Annotated in this window: 12 protein-coding genes and 1 pseudogene; 2 read left to right on the top strand and 11 right to left on the bottom strand. The window is 43.2% G+C overall.

What is annotated here, in order from left to right; genetic code table 11:
• The 6 genes from AC0VYA_RS17885 to AC0VYA_RS17910 form a co-directional block, all read right to left on the bottom strand.
• The gene (locus tag AC0VYA_RS17885) at window positions 1–2,118 is read right to left on the bottom strand and encodes a S8 family peptidase (RefSeq protein WP_475489169.1); all 2,118 of its coding nucleotides are present in this window, start codon (window positions 2,116–2,118) and stop codon (window positions 1–3) included.
• A 506-nt stretch (window positions 2,119–2,624) separates the two neighbouring features.
• On the bottom strand, window positions 2,625–5,840 hold the full coding sequence (locus AC0VYA_RS17890; RefSeq protein WP_475489170.1) for a ligand-binding sensor domain-containing protein: 3,216 nt from the start codon (window positions 5,838–5,840) through the stop codon (window positions 2,625–2,627).
• A gap of 177 nt (window positions 5,841–6,017) precedes the next feature.
• Window positions 6,018–7,727 (bottom strand): two-component system response regulator, encoded by a 1,710-nt coding sequence (locus AC0VYA_RS17895; protein ID WP_475489171.1) that lies wholly within the window; start codon window positions 7,725–7,727, stop codon window positions 6,018–6,020.
• Window positions 7,728–7,779: 52 nt separating this feature from the next.
• Window positions 7,780–9,336, bottom strand: coding sequence for a PAS domain-containing sensor histidine kinase (locus tag AC0VYA_RS17900; protein ID WP_475489172.1), 1,557 nt, complete (start codon window positions 9,334–9,336; stop codon window positions 7,780–7,782).
• 29 nt (window positions 9,337–9,365) lie between these two features.
• Complete coding sequence (locus tag AC0VYA_RS17905; protein WP_475489173.1) at window positions 9,366–9,782, bottom strand: response regulator; 417 nt, start codon at window positions 9,780–9,782, stop codon at window positions 9,366–9,368.
• A gap of 2 nt (window positions 9,783–9,784) precedes the next feature.
• Window positions 9,785–11,245 (bottom strand): sensor histidine kinase, encoded by a 1,461-nt coding sequence (locus AC0VYA_RS17910; RefSeq protein ID WP_475489174.1) that lies wholly within the window; start codon window positions 11,243–11,245, stop codon window positions 9,785–9,787.
• Window positions 11,246–11,376: 131 nt separating this feature from the next.
• Between AC0VYA_RS17910 and AC0VYA_RS17915 the strand changes: the two are divergent.
• Window positions 11,377–11,613 (top strand): annotated as a pseudogene (locus AC0VYA_RS17915) (hypothetical protein); the annotation flags it as partial.
• 134 nt (window positions 11,614–11,747) lie between these two features.
• Here AC0VYA_RS17915 and AC0VYA_RS17920 read toward each other — a convergent pair.
• The 3 genes from AC0VYA_RS17920 to AC0VYA_RS17930 all read right to left on the bottom strand — a co-directional run bounded on the left by AC0VYA_RS17920 (window position 11,748) and on the right by AC0VYA_RS17930 (window position 16,446).
• Window positions 11,748–14,972 (bottom strand): DUF748 domain-containing protein, encoded by a 3,225-nt coding sequence (locus tag AC0VYA_RS17920; protein ID WP_475489175.1) that lies wholly within the window; start codon window positions 14,970–14,972, stop codon window positions 11,748–11,750.
• A gap of 82 nt (window positions 14,973–15,054) precedes the next feature.
• Window positions 15,055–15,642 (bottom strand): DUF2780 domain-containing protein, encoded by a 588-nt coding sequence (locus AC0VYA_RS17925; protein WP_475491091.1) that lies wholly within the window; start codon window positions 15,640–15,642, stop codon window positions 15,055–15,057.
• Window positions 15,643–16,059: 417 nt separating this feature from the next.
• Window positions 16,060–16,446, bottom strand: a complete 387-nt coding sequence (locus tag AC0VYA_RS17930; RefSeq protein WP_475489176.1) for a VOC family protein — start codon at window positions 16,444–16,446, stop codon at window positions 16,060–16,062.
• A 122-nt stretch (window positions 16,447–16,568) separates the two neighbouring features.
• Here AC0VYA_RS17930 and AC0VYA_RS17935 point away from each other — a divergent pair, with 122 nt between their 5' ends.
• Window positions 16,569–17,285 (top strand): helix-turn-helix transcriptional regulator, encoded by a 717-nt coding sequence (locus AC0VYA_RS17935; protein ID WP_475489177.1) that lies wholly within the window; start codon window positions 16,569–16,571, stop codon window positions 17,283–17,285.
• A 109-nt stretch (window positions 17,286–17,394) separates the two neighbouring features.
• On the opposite strand, the gene AC0VYA_RS17940 is transcribed toward AC0VYA_RS17935, so the two are convergent.
• Window positions 17,395–17,973 (bottom strand): hypothetical protein, encoded by a 579-nt coding sequence (locus AC0VYA_RS17940; protein ID WP_475489178.1) that lies wholly within the window; start codon window positions 17,971–17,973, stop codon window positions 17,395–17,397.
• The gene (locus AC0VYA_RS17945; protein WP_475489179.1) at window positions 17,936–18,448 is read right to left on the bottom strand and encodes a hypothetical protein; all 513 of its coding nucleotides are present in this window, start codon (window positions 18,446–18,448) and stop codon (window positions 17,936–17,938) included. Before AC0VYA_RS17945 ends, AC0VYA_RS17940 begins: the two co-directional genes overlap by 38 nt.

The following is an 18,448-nucleotide window of genomic DNA, read 5'->3' on the forward strand; positions in this document are numbered from 1 at the left end:
TTATTCTTGCAGCATGAAGTTTTCTTGGTTCATGTGTGCTTCTTCCCACATGAAGGCTTCTTCCCACATGAAAGCTTCTTCCCACATGAAAGCTTCTTCCCACATGAAGGCTTCTTCCCACATGAAAGCTTCTTCCCACATGAAAGCTTCTTCCCACATGAAAGCTTCTTCCCACATGAAGGCTTCTTCCCACATGAAAGCTTCTTCCCAAACTTCAAACTCAAACCCTTGAATGTAGTAGTTGCCGTTTTCATCTTTTCGAGCTGCGCCCATATAATGTTGGTCGCCACTAATATCGGCCGCTATGTCCATGCCATTATTCGCACAACCTGATTCATTGGAATCTACGGCTTTTATTGCATTAACACTGCCTGAGCCCTGTTGAAATGGGCTGTAAGCCAGTTTGCCATTCACTTGAGCCATAGTCGTACTGGTCATCAAGCGACATTTCACATCGTTCGCACTGAGACTTGGATCGTCTTGTAACATTAACGCGACTACGCCACTGACCACACCTGAAGCTTGTGACGTACCGGACATGATAAAGCGGTCTTTACCAACCATATACTGAGGGTATTTAGCAGGCACATACATGTCTTCGTTCGCTAAGCTAAACATATGGCCGCCAGGTGCCACCATATCAGGCTTTATAAAGGCCTCGTGAGTTGGGCCCTGAGATGAGAACGAAAGCAAGGTGTCATCATTTGCATTGTCCTGAGTGTAATTATCGCTGATTGCCCCCACGCTTATTACGTAAGGTACGTTTGCAGGTACGCCAATGGTCATTGCACTTGGGCCTGTATTGCCCGCTGATGTCACCACAATGACGTCTTTTTCCCATAATGCCATTACCGCTTGGTTAATGGGATCATCCCAGTAATTTGAACGAGGCGGCGCACCAAAGGAAAGGTTTACTACCCTTATATTTAACGCTTCATGGTTATCAGCTATGTACTGTAGGCCGCGTAATGCGTCTAAGTAAGTACTATGACCGTCTTCGTAAAAGGCTTTTACGACCACTAGGTTTGCATCCGGTGCAACACCTTGATAATAACTGCGCATTTGGCCGTCTACGACCGCACGGTCACTATTGGCAATGATACCTGTAATGTGAGTTCCGTGGCTGTTTTCATCAGTAAGATTACTCACGTTCAGTTCCGTATCTTCTAAAGCATCATATGCCGCTTTAATACGTGTATTATTCGCCGTGTCATTCCCTAACGCGCTATGCGTAGCCCATAGGCCGCTGTCGATAACAGCAACGGTAACGTCTTTACCTGTAATGCCACGATCATGTAGTTCGTCAGCACCAATGTTATTCACATAATAACTGTTGCTATCACCTTCATTTGCTTGGGTGTCGTACCCCTTCACTAGGCTGCGATCGCAACCCTCTTTGAATTGAACATCCAAAGAAAAATCACGTTGTTGGTAATTTTTCACGCCTTTTTTGGCAAAAGATACTTCAACCGTTACGCCTTCGAACGAATCTAGTTTGGCAAAACGTTTGAGTCGCTTAATATCAATCGACAATTCACCAGTCTTCTTGCTGTACAAGCGCCAGTAAACAGTGGCACCGTTCACTTTTACAGAATAGATATGTCCCAGCTCTTCAGGCCATTTGAAAGACATGCTTTGCATGTTAGCTTCCATGTCACGGGCGTTATACAAGTTCCAGCGAATACTTCTATTGGTTAGCTCTGCTACGTGACTTCCATATACTAAACAGTGATCCAATGCGCTGGATGTATAAACGGCTTCGTTCTTTTTGATAGTAATAATGTCAGTCAACTGATTCAGCAAAACTAGCTGTGCGTCACTTACCCGAACGCCAATCCCGTTTATCAGGGGCAACTCATGTGTTATCACGCCGCCAAGCGTATTAATCACTTCAGTTAAGATACTGATTTCAGCCCCCTGAATAATCACTTCATTATTCAGACCCACTAAACTATTAACGGTTTTAACTAATTGTGAAGTTCCGAGTGAACCTGGCTCAACAGTAGATTTGATGTCGTTAACTAAGCTGCTAACTTTTAAGCCCGCTGTTGCGAAAGCGCTAAAGCACACCATTCCCGCTAGCAGTACTGCTCGCTGCTTATTAAATTTTGGTTTCATTATATTTTCCTTTTCAAATCCACTCGCCGAGTTCGAAGTAAATTCAGTTAGCACTATCGCTCTAACGGTAAAGAGCAAGCAGCATGCCAATTTGCAATACACTGATTTTAAAGCAATTTATTTTAACATGAAAATAACGAACGGACTAAAATGAAATTATTGAATGAATAAAATGATGGCAATTAGACTTTTGGTTGCATTCATTTATTTCAATTTATTGTTAAACAAGGCACATACTGGTAGATCAACACCCGTCAATAAGCCCTATATAAGCCCTATATAAGCAAGGTATGGGAGTATATGAGGTGAATTCGAAGAGTCACCTAAGCGTGAAAAAGTGCAGAAAGCCGCCAATAGCGAGGTGGGGGCTTACCAAAGGTCTAAAGTATGATGTAGCTAGGGTACCACGAACGTTTGTAGGGCTGTACTGAGACGAATCTACATCCGTTAATGATTGTCACCCACCATCGCATATGAGACTCAGATACGTATGTAAGAGAACGAGTTCATCGCCATTGAATCTTATCCACTTCATCAATAGAACTCGCTAGCATTAGTTGCCCCGAACGGATCAACGATTCAGTCTCAGCGATTACAGCACTGAACACGTCCTGTTCATCGCACGTCAAGTCAGTAAAGCCTATCCACGTGTTTCTGTTTGACTTTTTAGCGGCATATAAACACAAGTCGGCTACATCAATAGTGCGCTCCCAATTAAGTGAAGTGGGATTGCTCGATAGCAATGGAAACACGCTGAAACCAATTGAACAGGTGACATTTAGCGCAATGTCTTTTTCAATCTTGAATGAGTGCTCTTGAATTGAACGACGTAAACGTTCGGCCAGTATGGCTGCTCTGCTTCGATTGACAAAGCGCGCAACGATAAGAAATTCTTCACCACCCCAGCGCAACAAATAGTCAGTCTCACGAAATACACTTTCTAAGATTGATTTCATTTCGACCAAAACAATATCACCAGCGCTATGACCATGTTGATCGTTGACCTGTTTAAAATGATCTAGGTCAACTAAAAAGAAGACTAAGTCAGTATCTTTTGTCGCTTGTGCAGCACCAGTAGCCAGATTTTCTTCATGTATTGCAAGCACGAAATCTATATCTGCGGTTAGGTGTTGGCTCAAGTAACGGCGGTTTTTGAGGCCAGTTAGCGGATCAGTGAAACTAATCTGCTCTAATTTATCATTGGCTAATCTAAGATCTGCGGTACGCTCTTTCACTTTATCTTCTAAATCAATAAGATGCTGAGCTCGTCGTAAACGCTTTAGACGGTATCTGCGCATAGCGTTCAATAGAATAACAATGCACAAGAACACGTAAAAACAGTAAGCCCACACTGTCTTCCAAGGCGGGGGTAGTACTGTGATTGGCAAGGAGACGCCGTGTGCATTCCATAGGCCTAAGTGGTTACTGGCTTGTACTTTCAGTTCATACCGACCAACTGGTAAATTGGTAAAGGTTGCTTGGCGGCTGTGATCCAATTCGACCCATTTAGGATCTAATCCTTCCAACTTGTAGCGATACTGGTTGAGCTCAGGCGCATTAAAATCTAACGCTGCGAATTCGAAAGAAATATAGTAATCCAAATAGTGTAAGACAATCTCACTCTGCTCTTGATACTGTAAATCAATGCCTACTTTTTCATTCAGCTTCTTTATTCTAACTAAGACCACAGGAGGAACTTTTTTACTTTCTTTAATATCATTTGGATGAAATCGGACAAAACCCGAGTTGCCACCAAAATACATGATTCCCAGACTATCGGTAAAACCTGCGCCAAAATTAAACTCGCTGTCCTCTATACCTTGGGACGAATCGAAGTGACGCATAGTGCCGTTATTTGGATTAAAACGCGTAATACCAGCGGTACTACTGACCCACAATGCACCTCGTTCGTCGGCCTGAATGGAATAAATATGGCTGCTAGGTAGTCCACTACGCTTATCAAAATGAGTAAAGCGGTTTTCTAATGTTCTGATATCCTCTTTGCGCCATTGATTTAAGCCGCCTCCTTGGCTACCAACCCATAGGTTTTCATTATTGTCTTGATAAAATGTCCACGCAGTAGGCGCCGATAAGCTCTCAAACTTATCTTGTTGGTGTTCAATACGCTTGAAAGTCGATGTAATTGGATCGAACACATTCAAACCTGAAACGGTGCCAACGACTAACGTATCGTCCTTTAGTCGAGAGAGCGCTACCACGCGATCACTGTTTAGACTACTTGGATTGTTAGCTTCATTGCGAAAGTGTTTAAATTTCTTGCTATTGGCGGGCAAAAAATTCAAGCCTCCACCGAATGTTCCAATCCACAGATTCCCCTGTTTATCGGGTAATATACTGGAGATACCGTCGAAACTAATGCTGCTTGAATCGTTTGGCGCATGTTGAAAATAGTCTATTGCTTGCGTATCAACATTTAGCCGGCCCAATCCACCGCCACGGGTGCCGAACCACAAAATATTGTCATCGCCACGAACTGTCATTATGCGAGGATCTTCAAGGGCTGGTGAGCTTTCTGTGTTAAGCACCTGCACAACAGCTCCATCACTGTTTAATTGTGATAAGCCTTCATAACTCGCAACCCATATAGATCTATTGCCGGATGCTGAACGAGTTTCAGCAAATCCCAACACTGTATTACTCGCCAAACCTTTATCGATTAACTCGAATGGCACTTCGACACCTCTGGTAATCCCGCCATATGTGCCAACCCACATCAAACCTGATGGGTCCTGTAATATAGACAGTATTTTGTTATTGCTGACTCCATTTTTTTCACTGAAATTTATAAATTTATTTTGAACATCCCATAAGCTAAGACCCTCTTCTGTTCCCAACCATATCCGCTGTTTTTGGTCTTGAAAGATCGTATGAACTAAATTAGAAGCTAAGCTGCTTACTTGGTTCTTCTCGTGTCGCCACGACTTGAACTTGTTCGCGTCAAAATCCAAAAGGCCTAGGCCCGCATCGTAGCTTGCAAGCCAAAGACGTTCTTGTGAATCAACAAATACCTTTGCGAGTCGGTCACTAAATAGCGGCTCTTCGTCATTCATATGAATACGAGTGAGAGAACGATGATTTTTATTTAGGATCAATAATCCATTGCCATCTGTCGCTAGGTAAATATTTTCAGCATTTTCTGTAATGGATGTAATAAACGCATCTTGTCCGATACTTGGAAGTAAATTTCGGGTTTCAAAGTGTGTGAAAGTATTGTAATCAGGATCAAACTGACTGAAGTTGCCATTGTTGTAACCAAGCCAAATGGTCCCATCTCGTGCTAAAAATAAACTACGGATCTTATCAGACATGGGAGACTTACGAACATCACTACCTGATGGCCATTGCGTAAAACTATGATCCAGCGGATTAAATAAATTTAACCCGCCGCCATCTGTCGCAATCCACAAGCGTTTTTGATTGTCTTCGACAATAGCGCGAACGTTATCAGAACTAATGGAATTGATTTGACTTGGATCGTGTACGAAATTTAACAGCTGGTAACCGTCGTATCGGCTCACACCCTCTTGAGTCACGAACCACAAATAGCCGGTGCTATCTTGGTAAACTTGGCGAACCGTTTTTTGAGATAAATGCTTGCTAAAATCAGCAGGGTTAAAACTAAAAAATGGCTTTTCACTTCCTTGCAAACCTGTACTAAAAAAGACGGATAGTACAACCCAAATCATTCCGTTTTTGAACATAAATACATCAATACTACTAAGATAATACTTCAGCCTAACTCAAGCGGGGAGACTTTCCAACAATTGGATAGGTAACAGCGAGTTATAACGCTAGTGCCGATCCACTAGGTAGGATAAAAACACTGAAAATACATGTGTAATGAATTGAAAACCGTCTAGGGAGTTAGCTTTATTGCACTACTCCTGATACCTCTTAGCGAGAAACGCACTACATTTAGTGACGTCCATTGGCATGCCGAGTAAATACCCTTGTAGCCTATCTAATTCGAACTTTTGGCATAGGCTTACTTGATTCTGTGTTTCTACCCCCTCAGCAACCACAATGAAGTCCAATTTTTTAAGCATCAGTGCTAACGCTTCAAAAACTCTTAAGCGTTTATCTGTGATTTGCATAGTGGCTTGCATACTCTTATCTAATTTAACAATGTCAATGGGGTAATCCATCAAGTGCGCGACCGACGAGAACCCCATACCAAAATCATCTAGCGCAATTTTGAAACCATTTTCAGACAAGATATTCAAAGAGTGCGTTACCTTACTGTTATCTTTAATCAATGCGGTTTCAGTTATCTCTAATATGATGTTATTTGCTGACACGTTATGCGCTTCAAGCGTGCGCTGAAACTCGCTCAGTAGCCCATCATTTTGCAACTGTACTGGGGAGATATTAATCGACAGGGTCAAGTTTTCATCAAACCGTTGATGCCAGGTCGAAAGCTGTGCGATTGCGGTTTCAATGACCCACCGTCCAATTTGATCAATTAATTTACTTTGTTCTGCCACGGGAATAAACACATCTGGCGTGTAGCATATTTCTGCTTCTGGCCAGCGAATCAGTGCCTCAAAGCCTAGGAGTTTGTCACTTTTGGCACAGAAAATAGGTTGGTAAAATAATCTGAACGAGTCGTTTTCGAGCACATTCGTTAAGGCATTATGAATAATAAACCGTTGGTTAAATTCTATTTGGTAATGAGGCTCATAAAACCTAATGCCGTTTTTGCCATCTTGCTTAGCGCGATACATAGCAATATCTGCACATTTCAACAGTGCTTGAGAATCATCTGAATCCACTGGGCATAGCGCTACACCTATGCTAACGCCACACACAAATTCTTTTCCTTGAATATTAAAGGGCTGCTTAAATGAATTGAGCACACGATTGCTAATATTGTTTACATCCTCGACACGAGCGATGTCCCCCAGAATAATAGCGAACTCGTCTCCTCCTAGGCGTGCGAACCCTTCATTATTGCGCAAACAACTGCGTATTCTTTTTACAGACTGCTTAAGCACACTGTCACCGGCTTCGTGTCCCATGGTGTCATTCACGTGCTTAAAGTTGTCCAAGTCCAATGCTAAAAGGGCAACATTGCTGCCGTCTCGTTTATTGCTAGCAATCATCACTTTTAAGGTTTCTTCAAAATGGTAGCGATTTGACAGGCCTGTTAGGGGGTCCATTTCCGCCATTTTTTTCACTTCTAAATAACTCATGTGCATGCGCTGCTCGATTTCGAAGCGCTTATTAGCATGCAAAATTGCACGCTCTAACTTGGCTAACGTGATCTCATTTTTAGAAATATAATCTTGAGCACCCGCTTCAATACATTGCAGCGCCAAAGCGGGATCGTCTGAGGCACTTATCATAACGACCGCAGTATTACCCATATCTGGCTTGGCATGCATATCAGTGACCATTTCAATGCCATCCACCTCCGGCATACGACAATCAAGTAAGATGACATCAAATTGATTGCTATCAAGTAGCTCAAGCCCTTCTGCAACAGAACTAGCCTCTTGCACTTCATGATAGGTATCACCCGACGCGCTAAGCGTCCTTCTTACAACACGCCTGTCAACAGCATCATCGTCAACAATGAGTACCTTCATACGCCCCCCCCAATGGATGCATAGCGTCTTACGTTATAACTGAAACATGTTCTCATCCCTGCTCTACTCCATGTTTAGGTTTTGGCCAATACACAGTAAATGTAGTTCCATTTTCGCCATCAGAGTCAACTTCTATTTTGCCACCGTACTGGTTCAGGTGCTTGAGTACAACAGAGAGTCCTATCCCACTGCCTTCTACTTCATCTCTGGATTTCAACGTTTGAAAAAGTTGAAAGATACGCTCAAAGTGTTTTGGGTCTATACCTGGGCCATTATCTTCAATACCTACGACGTAAAAATGTTGCATTTCGCGAAAGCTAACATTGATTTGTGGGCTTGATTTATCGTTGTGCTTAACTGCGTTTCCCAATAAATTTAGCATGATCGTTTTGAACGGAACGGGGGCGACCGTTAGCTCTGCAGGCTCAACATTGATAGTAAACTCTTCTGGGGCATCTAAGAGTGGCGTTAAATCTGCTACCAGAGTTTCCAACACAATGCGCTTTGTGGTTGTATCTTTACGACCAATTTTGGCAAATGAAAGTAAGTCGTCTAAAAGCTGATACATCCTATTGGCACGATTGACAACTAAGCGAAGATTCTCTTGCGATTCCGTTGGCAGAATATTGTGGCAATCTTCCTCAATCCAACCAAGGAGTCGACGTATGGCATTTAAAGGGGCTTTTAAGTCATGAGAAGCGATATGGGTAAAATCATCTAAATCATCATTAGCGTTTTTCAACTGCCGAATCAGATTTTCGCGATCTGTGATATCTCTGCAAATACATAAAATATGAGGCTTTCCGCTAGCGTTGTAAAATCGCCTTTTTATCGTTTCATATACCATCCTTTGACCTGCTGATGAGTACGCCTCTTGTATACTGACACACTGGCCATCTTTGAACGCTTTTTTGTCTTGGATGAGTATATCCTTAGCCTCTTGGCCACTAGGCTCTTTGACATTGGTATTGCCAATAACCTCTTGCTGTCTATCTTTAGGGACAAGTGACATGAACGCTTGATTGGCGTAAATGAACCTAAATTTGGCGTCCTTAACGTAGATCCAATCCTTATTATATTCAGAGACAAGCTGGTCAAGTTCGCGTGCTTGGTGAGATTCGATAATATGTTTGTGCTGCTCAAGATGGCTAGTAATGCCGCGTACTAACACATTTAAGGTAGATATATCCTTGGGCAGAAATTCTCGTTTTTGACTGTAATATAACTCTAAATAACCAAAGGGTACCTTGCCACCAGCGGCGTCACCAAGAACAATAGGCATACTTACGCGATGATAATCGTCGTCGATACAAACCCAGTTCGCGTCTGTTAACTCTGTGGTGTTTACCTGATCTCGATAATACAACGACTGTCGAAAAGAATGGGTATCTGCGAGCATTTGCGCTGTGGCATTTCCGCTGTGGGCGACGGGGATAGCGATATTTTGATAGTGACATGCCAATCTGCAGTAAAGTGGCTCGAGCGTTAGCAAAACAAGTTCGCAGATATTATTTAGGTTGACCAGTAAGGAGGGATCTAAATTCAGCTGCCATTCTGAATCTTCTGCAGCCAGATTAGGTCTTCCGATGTAATGTTCAATCTCTAGCATTTGCCTTCCTTCTCAGCTATCCATCATTTTTAGCCGAGCGCTTGAATCGTTTCATCAAGCACTCCTTGGTTTAATTCACCTTTTACTAAATAACGTTGAACGAACTCATACTTCAAAGCCCGCTCTTTATCTTCACGTCGCTCAGAAGATGAATACATCACGACCACACAAGACAATATGGCTAATTGCGTACGAAGAATGGCAAACTCTTTCAAAAAATCGAACCCGTTTACTTTAGGCATATTTATATCTAAAAAGATGACTATGGGCGGATATTTGTCGGGGTGTAACCGTAGATTCCGTTCGTAATCTCGCAGGTATTCAAGTGCGGTTGAGCCATCGTCCTTTTCTTCCACTTTATCAACACCTAACACCCTTAACTGACGGCGTAGAATATATCGGTCGAGCTCACTGTCATCTACGATAAGTACTTTTACTGTTTTCATATTTACACCTGTTTAGGCAATGTAATAGCAAAAGAGGTGCCACGCTCTGATGTCTCTACCGATATGGTTCCCTTTAAAATTTCCACATGTTTCTTCACAATCGCTAGGCCCAAGCCTGAACCTGAACTTACCTTGGGGTGAAAACGTTTGAACATCTGAAAAATTTCATCTTTTCGAGCGCTTGGAATACCTAAACCGTTATCTTCAACCACTATCTGGTATTCACCCTTTACGCAGCGTGACGATACCTTCACATATGGCTCAGTCTCTTTAGAGTCATCTCGATACTTCCACGCATTTGATATCAAATTCTCTAATATCTGCACAATACGCACTTCGTCACTGAATAGCGGCTGGGTCATGTCGTCTTTTAAGTGAACAAATCCCTTGGAGATATTTTCAGGTCCAAAAAGTCTCTGCTCTATCGATTCTATGACCGCATTCAATGAGATATTAGAGTAGTGACCATTTTCCGCATCCGCTGAAGTCAATGACAAAATACCGATTACCAAAGCCTCAAGACGCTCCATTTGATCATGGATTTTATTGGTATCATTGATGGCATTGGCATAGTTGCCATTTTCAATGTCTTCGACAATAAACTGGGTCAGCATCTTTGATGAGGTGAGCGGTGCTTTAAGATCGTGAGAAGCCCGATATGCAAATTGTGCTAACTCATCATTTGCCCGTAACAGGCTGTTTGTGCGTTCTTCTACTAGGCGTTCGAGCTTCTGGTTAATCTGGGCAGTCAGCATTTCATTAGCGATACGTTTTTTAGCGACTTTTAACAGCGTTTTCAACTCTCCTGTTGTACGTTTTTCTATCTGCTCAAACAGAATTTGCGTATCGTCAGTGCGTCTTAGTAATTTAATTGTGTTCCGGATAGAAGAAGAAATCGTTTTCGACATGTAACTAATAAAGAGGATATTAAACAAGGAAATACAGATAACAAAAGGAATCATAGTGCGCATAACAAAAGATACAGTATCTGCAACTGGCTTCTCAAAATCCGCAGAGTTTTGATTAAATCTCAGTGCAACGTCTCTCAGATCAGTAATAAAGGTGTCACGCTCTATCAAACCTTGAGCGTAGTTATCGATAACGCTCAATGCAAAATTGGCGTCATTGATATCTTTTTTACATATTTCTACTGCGTGGAAAGTACCTATTTGGCGCATGATAAAACCGTTGACAAAATCCACGGTATCTAAGCATTCAGTGGGTTGCTGGCGAACATTTTTGACTGCCATCCGCAACTGCTCTAGGTCACTTTCTCTTTCATCTACTTGGTCTTTTTCCAACGTCGAAATATATGTTGAAAATTGAACGGTGTACTTAAGATGCAAGGAGTTCAACTGATGAAACTTGGCTCCTTTGGAGATCTCAAGTATCGAAAATAGCGTGAGCGTTATTTCGAAAATGGTCAACACAACGATAAGCAGGAGTTTACTGGAGATTTTCATTGGTATCTCTATGGGTGCGGTTTTAAAGGCTTTAATTTTTTATTATCAATGATTTACAGTCGTCCACCCTTTAACTTTAGTCAAGTAAATTAAAATGTGTTGGTTATATCGTTATTTATTAACATAATCGGCGCTGGGAATGTTTCCAACTTTATATCAGCAACGCCGCTCGTCTTCGTTATGTTGATGAAGTAGGAGTGTGGGAAGCCCGCGCGTCGTATAAAATCAATAGCAATATACGGGTGAAAATAGAGGCGATTAACCTATTTAGCGCACCGAAATCTCAAGACTACTATGTGCAAGGCAACTTGGGAGAAGTAAACGACTACGGCCCTCGTTTATTCGCAGGTGTCAGTGTTAAATACTAGCTGCAAGGCGTCAATTGCTATGCACATAGCAATGAACGTCTAATACAAGTCAATGCCGCTCAGTTCTGTTAAGTAGAAGACCTGAGCGGCATTTTTGTATTTATCACTAACATGACTACGTGCTCGTCAGCTTGCTAGTTAGCTTCCAGAGTAAGCGTCACACCGCTCTTATCTCGCTGTAAATGCTGGCGACTATTGAGCAAAAATAGACGATTGGTATCAACATTGGCAGAGTTAACTAAGAAGGTTTTAACCGCTTTAGCCCGCGTATCGGCCAGTTTGCCCAGGGCATGCGGAGGAATATCAATACTGCTTCTCACCTGATTGTACATGGCAATAACTAGGGCTTGGTCCAGCTGCTCTTGAGTGATAGTGCTCTGGCCATCAACTGCATCAGGCTGGTCTTGCAACAATTGGGCTTTTACTGTGAGTCTTTCTTCATCCACTTGTTTATTCGTCGCGCTAGTAAACATAGTGGTTAATGCACTTCCAAACGGACTGGCTAGTACTAGCGTACTTGAAGATAAATCAACAGGAAGAGCAGCCTCCCCAGACACATCAAGTAACTGTTGCTGCAATTTTTGTTCGGCCAATTCGAACGCATCTGGCACCTCGTTCACTGTACCCTCAATGTTAACCCGCAGGCCTGGGCGCTTAGCCAAAGCTTCAGCTAATGTATTCAATTTTTCAGATATATCGTCGTTCAGCGCAGCAGAGCCAGAGGAAAACGCAACTTCATTCAACTCGTCGTCACTGCCGACTAAATTAGCCAATAAGGAAAAAGGCGCGGTGACGGCTTTGGTAATTAAGTTGCCGAGCGCTTTTAAGATGATAGAGCCAAAACCGAAGCTAGGGTTATTCAAATCACCTGACACTTCCATGCCTAAGTCAATCACCCCATCTGAGTCTTGTAACAACGCAATAGCGAGCCCCAATGGCAGGCTAAGCGCCTGATCTGAATCTGTTTTTCTCCCCAAGGTTAGCTGGTCAATCACCACATGGTTGTCACCTCGTAACTGATTGTCCTGCAGGGAATATTTCACATCCAGAGACAACAATCCTTTATCAATAAAGTGCCCCATGTATGTGCCCGAATAGGGATTAACCGAGGTCAGCTCTGCGCCACTGACTGAAAAATTCAAATCGAGAAACATGTCCTCAAGCAGAGGATTAATCGCCCCATTTAATGCAACAGGCGCATAGCCATCAATTTTGCCAGCAATATCGACATCCGCTGTTTTATCAGCACTAGACGACAAGCCTGCAATACTCCCATTGAGCGCCTCGATACTGGATGCAAAACGCGGCCTTAATGAGTTATCTTCAAAGTAAGCCTTGCCGTCGAGCAGGCTAATTTCACCGATATTAATCGCCATTGCAGGTGCCATTTCTGATGACGCTTGCTGGTCAGATTGACGTGCTGTATCACTACTGTCATCCGTTGCTGGTGCATGCTCAGTGTTCGCATGATTTGCAGCTTGCGGTACAACCAAGTCACTGATGTTGGTGTGTTTGTCTTGATCAATCACTAGCTTGGCAAAGGGCTTGTCAAAGGCGATCTTTTGCAGTGAAAATGTGTTTTTCTGTGAGTCGAATTGAATGCCATCCACTTGCATATCTTGCCATTTAAGCAGCGGCTCTTGTTTGGGGCCATCGGTGATCACAAGCGCGCTCACGCCAGCCTGCCCAGTAAAGCGAATAGGGCTATTGACGCCAGCAGCAAATGTACCCGATACGCCAGCGTCTCCCTGTTGCATGTTGACGTTCAAATACTGTGAGATATAAGGCTGTAATTGCGACAAGGCGAACTGGCTAAAGTCTACCGAACCGGACAGTTTTTGCTCCGTAACCATGACCTTACCGTTAGTCGCAAATTTGCCTGATGCACTCGTTGGGCGCTTAGTAGCATCACTTGCTATCCCGAGCTGTAATGTATAATCAATAGGGTTTTCAAAACGTGTATCCACGACCCCTGTTGAGGCATTAATATCAAACACGCGCCAGTGCACGTCGTTAGCCACCATACTTTCAATTATATCGACGCCACCATTGTTCAACGCAAATGATTGCAGGATAACACGCCATGCGGGCTCGGCGGGCTTGGGTGAAACAGATGCAGCCTGTGATTCCGTTCGAGACTCGTTTTGTGGCTCTGTGCCCTGAGCAGTTTTAGCCTCTGGCTCAGGCTCTGATTGTGGCTTCGTTTTAGGTTCAGCTATCGATTCTGTATTGAATTCAGCGTTCGAAGCAGAAGATGTTTCTGATTTCGGCGTCAGTAAAGCAACCAGATCCACACCGTTTTTATCGAGGCTCGCTGTAAACCACGGTTCATCGATTCGAATACTATTAATATCAATCTGCTGCGTAGCAGTATCAAGTTCAACATCGTTTATGTGTATACCTGCAATATTGATTTTAGGCTGGTTACTAGCATCACTGATGGTCAAATCCGTAACGCCCAGTTGCGCACGGTTAACTTGTACGCGCACACCAGTATCATGCTGTGTTACGCCATAGTGTAAATTGAAATCTAACACTCCACTTGTAAGCTTTGCTTCGATCAGTTCATTCGACAATGGCCACAGTGGCGGCAGGGCCATATTCGCAATATCAATGCTTCCCTTAAGCTCAAGGGGCGCGAGTTGAAACAATCCATCCAAACGCAGTGTGCCGCCTTCAGCGGTAACTAACTTAAAAGCATAGTGGTTATCAGGCGACGGGGAGCGGCTCTCTTTAGATACGACTTTGATTGACGCGAGTGTATCTAGGTCGGCTAATTCGAACGCTAACTCTGGGTAATTGATGTGAGTGCCTGTCACCTTGTCTGACAACATCACGTGGCCGTTTGAAAGTCGGAATAATCCAAGGCGAATATGTGGGATTTCGCTAGTCGATTCATCTTCCTGCGGTTGCTTATCGCCATTTTGAGAAAGCGCTTCAATCATATCAGTGAAATTAAAACGAGTATTATCGCCACCCGCTGTGCGTGCTACGCGAGCATATGGCTTTTCTATAAACACATGTTCAACCGCTGGTGTCAGGTGTAATAACGATTGCCAAAATCCTGCATCTAGCTCTAGTCGCGCAACGTGCAAAAAAGGCTCATTGCTAGCTTGTTCGTTAATTTGAAAATTCGTTACCCGGACGCGCAGTAAAAAGGGGTTAATGCGTATTTTTTCGATACTAACAGCGCGCCCTGTCTTTTCACTTAGCACACTGGGCAACTGAGATTGCAACACCAGCGGCGTGATAACACCTAAAATCAGTGCATAAAAAAGATAAGCAATAACCAGATAAGTAGCAATACGTACCCACTTTGCTTGGTTGCTGAACGTTGAAGCTAAATTTTTGAATGACATGGCAGGCTTGATTTTGAAAGGAGAAGAGTATTATAGGCTGGCGAGCCGACCACAGATAGACAATAAGCCCGCCAAACGATGATTAAAGTAAAGAGGTTAACTTACCTAACCCAGATTGAAGCAATGCTTGGGTATCGCTGTCACCGCTTAAGTAAGCGTTGATTTGGGTAACAAAACTGCTGATCATGTCAGAATCTAAACCAAGGGCTTCAAATTGCTTCTTCAATTCGTTAATGCTGCTTAACGAAGAACTATATTCAGAAGCCTTGTCTAACAAGCCTGACATGGCAGAGCTTTTCGACGATGAGTCAGAAGACACGTCTGGAACGTAATCCATTAGACTGTCTAAACCGGGGAGATTTGAAGCAAGCTGGGTATAATCCCCACCCGAGAGGTTTTCTTTAGCATAATCAAAAATGGATGCAACACCGCCTTGTGACTGCTCTTCACTCACCCCTAAATTATCAGATACCATGCTAACCAAGCTTGCTATATCTAATGATTCAGATGCCTCTGAAGCGTCAGTCTGCGTTGTTTGGACTGATTCAGTGTTGCCAGATTTACCTAGCAAACCTTTCAATTTATCTACTGTGTCATTCGCAAACGCCTGTGACGACAAGCTCAACGTGGTAATCAGTAAAATAGAAGATAGTTTCGTGCTGCTTTTCATGCTGCTTTTCATGCTGCTTTTCATGCTGCTTTTCATATATATAAATCCTTAAATTGTTCAATAGCGAGAGTATTTGGGCTGAATACATGTCACATACCACTAGAAACGCGACGTAAATAGGCACCTGCTCCCCTTCATACTCGTTTTAGAATGCGATATATGTATAAAGTTCGATTTTGCCCGTTCGGTTAATACCGCTCTGTTGATAAATTTCGGTTAATAAAGTGAAGTGTCATTAAACGGTATATGTTAACGCAGATTACAGCGGTTTACTCCAACCAGAGTGTAAAGGTTGTCTTTACACTTAAAGGGTCGCAAGTAACGAAAAAGCCCTGAATGACTAAAGCGCAGGGCATTGAAATTCGAAAAATCACTGAAATTGAGTGCCGTGCAGGGTCAGTCAACAAGCGATGAGATTTAACTAACTATGCAAAAAGCATTGAGCTTATTGCCATCTAGGTCCCTGAAATATCCTGCATAAAAACCCGATTTGGCATCCGCTGGGCGAAAGCCAACATCGCCCTCAGTGGTGGCACCTAACTCTAATGCCTTTAGGTAAAACGCATCCACTTGTTCTGGGGTTTCTAGTGCAATCGCCACCATAGTGCCATTACCCACAGTGGCGGGCTCTTTATTAAAAGGCAATGCCACCCCAAGAGATGCCTCTCCCTGGGCTTTGGCCCATGCAATAAAGTAATCAGGCTCTTCCATAAATCGCGTCGCCCCTATCGTTCCTAACAACGCATCATAAAATGCACCTGACTTCGCCAAGTCAGCTGTTCCAACCGTTACGTAACCAATCATTGCGCTCTCCTGTAAGTTATTAATTAACGCAACTTCATAGTAGCCATTGACTACTGACAGCTAATGTCAGTAGTGTTTGAATAACATAACGTCAGGTATTCACAACGCCAAAGCAATCAAATATGCGCAAAGCCGAAAGACTCAACGATATTGTTCATCACTTACGAAGAATGCACCAAGCAGTGACGGCGCAAACCTTAGCTGAAACATTAGAAGTAAGTCACAGAACCATTTATCGCGATATACAAGACCTGATTGATTCCGGCGTGCCAATTTTGGGTGAAGCGGGCGTAGGGTACGTGATTGATAAAAAGTACCATTTACCTCCCATCATGTTCGATGCCGACGAACTAGAAGCAATCGCCTTGGGCATTGGTATGGTGAGTAACTGGACTGACGAAAAGTTCGCTGAAAAAGCGCAAAGTGCTTATCGCAAAATACAAGCAACTCTGCCCGCCCCTTTAATCAACGAGCTTCATCAAATCAGTACGTTTTCGGCCCCCAGTCGCTATAAAATCCCATGGCAGGTGAACTTCACCGAAGTGCGAGAATGCATAAGGCGCAAGCACCTTGTAAGCTTTACCTATACAGATTTAAGCGACCAACAAAGCCAGCGTACTATCCGGCCTCTGGCGTTGATCTCGTTTAGCCCTATTTGGCTACTCGCCGGCTGGTGCGAACTACGCGGCGCATACAGAAACTTTCGCCTCGACCGAATATCTGACTTCACAAAACTCAGCACCCGCTACCAAGACGAAAAAGACAAGAGCCTCGCAACTTACTTAAAGATGGTGAAAGAAGAGGAAAACTCTGCGAACAAAAGCGATGGGGATTGTTAGAAAAATAGCGAAATATAGCTACGTGTTATCTTCAGGCTCATGGTGCAAACCGCTGATTGAAGATCAGGCCTAGTCACCACATTCAGCTAATTGGGACAGCGCTTGCAGATTAATTCACACTTCTAGTGTGCGGTACGTACTTGGAGTTAGCGTGCCTAAAAAATAAGTTACATTGCGTTAGCTCGAGTCCTTGCTCGGTTTTCTGCACATAAGGGTTTAGTTCTACTACGACAGAGACGTGTTCGGTTTGCCCTAAAGAAACAGCTAAGATTGATTTGTATAATTGATATTTCAAGGTCAAATCAACACTTGAAGGGACCCAAGGCATGCGCAGAATCAGATTAGAATTGCAATTTGGTGCCTGAATTGGGAAAGCGCTCTTTTTTAAAAGCACTTCAAACTGCCCACCATTTTGCTCGAATTCTTGCACTGTATAGCGCTCTACTTGCACCACGTTTTCGGTATCAAGCGTAAAACTCAAGTGATAGTAAGGCTTGCCTGACGCACTAAAATTAGTCACGTATTTAGGTTTTATATCAATTACTTGAGTAGCAGAATTCTCTATCTGCTGAGTTGGCCGCTCTTGTTGGGTGGGCTGGCTGTTTGTTGAACAAGCACTCAAACATGGCAAGAGAACCCATAAACCGACACTAAGGGTTTTTCGTGTTCCAAATGTTACTTTCCTCAAGATACTGTTCCCACTTTTCAATGAATTCCCTTGGTTTACCCTTACCCAGCGGCGTATTGTAATATTGTTTCCAATAGTTTGCCTGCGCCTTTATATCTCCCGCATCAGGTAACTTTGCTGGTACCCGCATATAGTGAATTCGCGCCATTGCCGTTGCGTATTTATCGTTGCCCTCAAGCTCTGCAATTTTGTCCGCATCGGGCGAGCTAAGAAAGGCTGTAGCCTTGGCAGCAAGCTCACTGCGATATCTTAAATAGTTGTCCCAAATATCATTATGAGTGGCCGGTTCGATTTGATAATAGCTCAGCGCAGGCCCAGCGCCCATTTGCACGCGATATTTTAAAAACAAACTTTCCTGAATAGCTGTACCCAATAACAATTCTTCCGCAGCTATGTTCGAGGCGCCCATTTGGTTTAATACCGGCTTAATGATACTTTGCCGAAAATCGATTATTTTTCTGGTATCCATTTTCAT

Source organism: Paraglaciecola sp. QJM3NY_14, from assembly GCF_056173245.1.